This is a genomic window from Streptomyces sp. NPDC054863, from assembly GCF_053610825.1.
Map to the genome: position 1 here is coordinate 1,866 of NZ_JBSGZD010000371.1, position 5,059 is coordinate 6,924.

Consider the following 5,059-nt stretch of genomic DNA (forward strand, 5'->3'; position numbering starts at 1 on the left):
CCCAAACACATCTTCACCCACCGCACCCCCACCGCCCTGGCCCACCACCTCACACCCCAGAACAACACCCCCACCACCACCCCGCACACCCCCGCACCGGACCACCAACCCGCCCGACCCGACGACGCGGCGGACACCCTCACCCAGCTCTTCGCTCAAGTCCTCCACCTGGACAACACCGGGCCCGAAGACGACTTCTTCACCCTCGGCGGAGACTCCATCACCGCCATCCAACTCGTCGCCCGCGCCCGCAAAGCAGGCCTCCACCTCACCCCCAAACACATCTTCACCCACCGCACCCCCACCGCCCTGGCCCACCACCTCACACCCCAGAACAACACCCCCACCACCACCCCGCACACCCCCGCCCGAACCGAGAACGCCCAGCGGGACTCCGGCGCGACGGGGGCGGACCGGCACGGTTCCTCGACGGCCGTCGCGACGCCGATCATGCATTGGCTGCACGAACACCGCGGCGTCATCGACGCCTTCCACCAGTCGACCCTCCTGCGCGTACCGCCGGGTCTCGGCCTGGACCACCTGATCACCGCCGCTCAGGCCGTGGCGGAACGCCACCAGTCGCTGCGCGGACGCCTGGACAGCGGTGGCGGACTGGTGCTGGCCCCCGTGGACCGGGGCGCGCTGACGGACGCCGTGCGCCGGGTCGACGTGTCAGGGCTGGCCGAGGAGGCCCTGCGGGGCCGGATCACCGGCTGCGCCCGGCAGGACGCCGCGGCACTCGCGCCGTACGACGGCGCGATGATGCGGGTCACCTGGTTCGACGCGGGCCGGGGCGACCAGGGCAGACTGCTCGTCACCGTCCATCACCTGGCGGTGGACGCGGTCTCCTGGCGGGTCCTGCTCACCGACCTGTACACCGCGTGGGAGGGCGCCACCACCGGAACCGTCCCGCGCCCGGAGCCCGTGCCGCTCACCCTGCGGGACTGGAGCGACAGGCTGCGCGAGGCCGCGCACAGCTCCGAAGTGGTACGCGAAATGCCGCACTGGAAGCGGACGTTGAACGGGAGCAGCGTCCGGATCAGCGACGTCCCGCTGTCCGCCGCCCACGACATCTACGCCACGGCCGGGGAGAGCGTCCTCACCCTGCCGACGGCGCTGACCGCCCCGCTGCTCACGACGGTGCCCCACGCGTTCGGCGCCCGCACCAACGACGTGCTGCTCGCCGGTCTGGCGCTCGCGGTGGCCGCCTGGCGGCCCCGGTCGCCCGACGGCACGGCCGTTCTCGTCGACGTCGAGGGGCACGGCCGCGAGCAGTTCGACGAGGACGTGGACCCGTCCGCCACCGTCGGCTGGCTCACCTCCCTGTACCCGGTGCGCATCGACGCGGGCATGGGCGGCTGGAGCGCGGAGAGCGACCCCGCCGACCCGCGGCTCGGTGCGGCCGTGCGCAGGGTCGCCGACCAGCTCGCCGAGGTGCCGGGCAACGGCATCGGCTTCGGCCTGCTGCGCCATCTGAACCAGGAGACGGCCGCCGGCCTCAAGGGCTTCGCGAGTCCCCAGGTCGGATTCAACTACCTGGGGAGGAGGGGCGGTTCGGGAGACGACGACTGGGACGTGGCGCCCGAGTCGGACGCGCTGCCGCTCGGCGCGGATCCGCGGATGCCGATGCCGCACGTCGTCGAGGTCAACGCGGCGGTCGACGACGGTCCTGCGGGGCCGCGCCTGGTCGCCCACTGGATGTGGGCCCGGCTGCATCTGACGGAGGCCGAGGCCGCGGAGCTGGCCCAGCTGTGGTTCACCGCGCTGCGCGCGCTCGTGACGCACGCGGCGACCCTGGCGGTGTCCGCCTCGGCGGCGGCCCAGGCGGACACCGGGGAACTGACCCGGCTCGGCGCCAAGGCGGGCCTGGCCGTCTCGCAGGTGCTGCCGATGACGCCGCTGCAGGAGGGGCTGCTCTTCCACGCCCGGTACGACAGCCGCGGCCTGGACGTGTACCACGTGCAGATCTCGCTGGAGGTGGCGGGGCAGCTCGACGTACGGCGCCTGCGGGCCGCCTGCGACGCGCTGTTGCGGCGCCACCCCATGCTGCGGGCGGGCTTCCTGCAGCTGCGATCGGGCGAGCCGGTGCAGGTCGTGCCGGAGGAAGCCCGCATGCCCTGGTCCACGTACGACCTCACGGAGCTGGACCCGCGGGAGCGGGCCGAGCGGCTCACGGAGCTCCTGGCCGCCGACCGGCACCGGCGCATGGACCCGGCCAGGCCGCCGCTGATGCGCTGCACCTGCATCGACCTCGCCCCCGACCACCGGCAGGTGGTCCTGAGCATGCACCACCTGCTGGTGGACGGCTGGACCACTTCGCTGCTGCTGCGCGACCTGCTCTGGCTGTACGGCTCGGGCGGCGACGGCAAGGGCCAGGGCCAGGGCGACAGCAACGACGCCGACGGCGGCGCCCTGCCGGAGCCCCCCGACTACCGCGACTACCTGTCCTGGCTGGCCGTCCAGGACCAGGGCCCGGCCCGGTCGGCCTGGCGCGAGGCGCTGGAAGGCCTCAAGGAACCCACCCTGCTCACCCCCGACGACGACACCGCCCGGGTGCGGGCCCTGCCGGAGAGCCTGGTCGTCGAGCTGTCCGAGGCCGACACCGAGGCGCTGCACGAGGCGTCGCGCCGGCAGGGCGTCACACCCAACACGCTGGTACGTGCCGCCTGGGCGCTGTGCCTGCACGGGCACACGCGGCAGCGCGACCTCGTGTTCGGCGCCACGGTCTCCGGCCGTCCGGCGGAACTGCCGGGTGTCGAGGACATGGTGGGGGTGTTCATCAACACCGTTCCGGTACGGGTACGGCTGGATCCCGCCGAGCCGGTGGCGGAGCTGCTCGCCCGGCTGCAGGAGGAACATGCGGAACTCCTGCCCCACCACCATCTGCCCCTGGCGGAGATCCAGCGGATCGCGGGGGTGGGCACCCTCTTCGACAGCTGTGTCGTCTTCGAGAACTTCCCGACCGCCGAGGAGTTTCAGGGCGGACCGGACGACGGCCCGAGACTGCTGGAGGTGACCGGATACGACGGCTACCACTACCCGTTGAAGCTGATGGTCGCCCCCGACGGTGCCAGGCTCCGGCTGGAGGTCAGCCACCGCCCCGACCTGATCGACGTGGGGTTCGCCCGGCAGACGGCCGACCGGCTGCGCGAGCTGCTCACCGCGTTGCCCCGGGCCGTGGACGCACCGACGGAGCGCTTCATGGCGGCCGAACCGGTGGCCGCCGGCGGTCCGGACCGGTCGTCGCTGTGCGCCCTGGTCGCAGAGGTGCTCGGCCGGGACTTCGTCGGTGTGGACGACGACCTGTTCGCCCTGGGCTGCGACTCGCTGACGGCGCTGCGCCTGGCGGGCCGGCTGGAGTCGGTGCTGGGCCGCCCGGTCGATGTCGAGACCGTCTTCCGCTGCCGCACCGCGCGCGCCCTGGCCAAGGCCCTCGTCTGAACCGCCCCCGACCCCCGAACCGCCCGGCCCCCGAACCGCTCTCCCTCAACTTCCGTACACCCGAGCTCACCCAGCTCACCGAGACCCGAAGGACCGACACCGTGACCAACCCATTCGACAACGAGGACGGCACGTTCCTGGTGCTCGTCAACGACGAGCGTCAGTACAGCCTGTGGCCCGCGTTCGCCGTGGTGCCGGCGGGCTGGGAGGTGGTCGTGACCGAGACCGACCGGCAGACCTGCCTCGACCACATCGAGAAGAACTGGACGGACATGCGCCCGGCCGGCCTTGCCGACGCGGTCTCCGCGGCCTGATCCGCGAGTTCCTCCCCGGGGGCTCCACCGCTCCCACGAACGACCAGTCCGAACCCACATCAGGAAAGCAGGGCCACACACCATGCAACGGATCATGCTGAAGTCGAAGATTCACCGGGCCACTGTCACCGAGGCCAACCTGCACTACGTGGGTTCCGTGACGGTCGACCGCGACCTCATGGACGCGGCGGACCTGCTGGTGGGCGAGCAGGTGCACATCGTGAACGTGAACAACGGGGCCCGCCTGGAGACCTACGTCATCGAGGGCGAGCGCGGATCGGGCGTCATCTGCCTCAACGGCGCCGCGGCCCGGCTGGTGGCCCCCGGCGACATCGTCATCATCATCGGCTACGCCGGGGTCGACGACGCGGAGGCCCGTGCACTGGAGCCGAAGGTCGTCTTCGTCGACGAGCACAACCAGGTGGTGAAGCTGGGCACGGACCCGGCCTCCTGATCGGCACACGGCCCTCTCGTCCGACTCGGCCTGGAGTGCGGTCCCGGCGTTGCCGCCGGCCCGTCCCTCCAGGCCGATGTGCCGAGCCGGGACCGGCGGCCGGCGCCAGGGGTGCGGCGGGCGGAGTGTGAGCCCCGCCACGATCACCCCCCTTTAGTTGAAACTTAACCTAAAGCTGTTCTACGGTGGCGACATCGCTTGATCCTCCGCACGTTTGGAAGGCACGCCGCATGTCCCTCGTTCTTGACCCCACCGCCCAGGACCTCCTCTTCCGCGAGGCCCGCACCGCCAACACGTTCACCGACGAGCCGGTGACCGAGGAGCAGGTCCAGGCGATCTACGACCTGGTCAAGTACGGCCCGACCGCGTTCAACCAGTCGCCGCTGCGCGTCACCCTGGTCCGCTCCCCCGAGGCCCGCGAGCGCCTCGTCGGCCTGATGGCCGAGGGCAACCAGCCGAAGACCGCCAAGGCCCCGCTGGTCGCGATCCTGTCCGCCGACAACGAGTTCCACGAGGAGCTCCCGGCGCTGTTCCCGCACTTCCCGCAGGCCAAGGACGCCTTCTTCTCCGAGCGTCCGGTCCGCGAGCAGGCCGCCCTGGTCAACGCCACCCTCCAGGCCGGTTACTTCCTGGTCGGCGTCCGCGCCGCCGGTCTGGCCGCCGGCCCGATGACGGGCTTCGACTTCGCCGCCGTCCAGAAGGAGTTCCTGGACGACGACCACACCCCGCTGATGGTCGTCAACATCGGCAAGCCGGGCGAGGACGCCTGGTTCCCGCGCTCCCCGCGCCTGGCCTACGACGAGGTCATCACCACCGTCTGAGCACTGCGCTCCCCCGGATGACTCACGGC

General features: G+C 71.9%; 4 protein-coding genes. All 4 read left to right on the forward strand.

From position 1 onward, the window contains the following. Positions 1 to 3,441, forward strand: a 3,441-nt coding sequence (locus ACWGIG_RS35410; protein WP_453325809.1) for a condensation domain-containing protein, incomplete at its 5' end; no start/stop codon positions are given. Between the two features lie 101 nt (positions 3,442 to 3,542). Continuing rightward, complete coding sequence (locus ACWGIG_RS35415; RefSeq protein WP_453325810.1) at positions 3,543 to 3,755, forward strand: MbtH family protein; 213 nt, start codon at positions 3,543 to 3,545, stop codon at positions 3,753 to 3,755. A gap of 82 nt (positions 3,756 to 3,837) precedes the next feature. Then, complete coding sequence (gene panD, locus ACWGIG_RS35420) at positions 3,838 to 4,209, forward strand: aspartate 1-decarboxylase (protein ID WP_453325811.1); 372 nt, start codon at positions 3,838 to 3,840, stop codon at positions 4,207 to 4,209. A gap of 230 nt (positions 4,210 to 4,439) precedes the next feature. Continuing rightward, positions 4,440 to 5,030, forward strand: coding sequence for a malonic semialdehyde reductase (locus ACWGIG_RS35425; protein ID WP_453325812.1), 591 nt, complete (start codon positions 4,440 to 4,442; stop codon positions 5,028 to 5,030). The last annotated feature ends 29 nt before the right edge of the window (positions 5,031 to 5,059 follow it).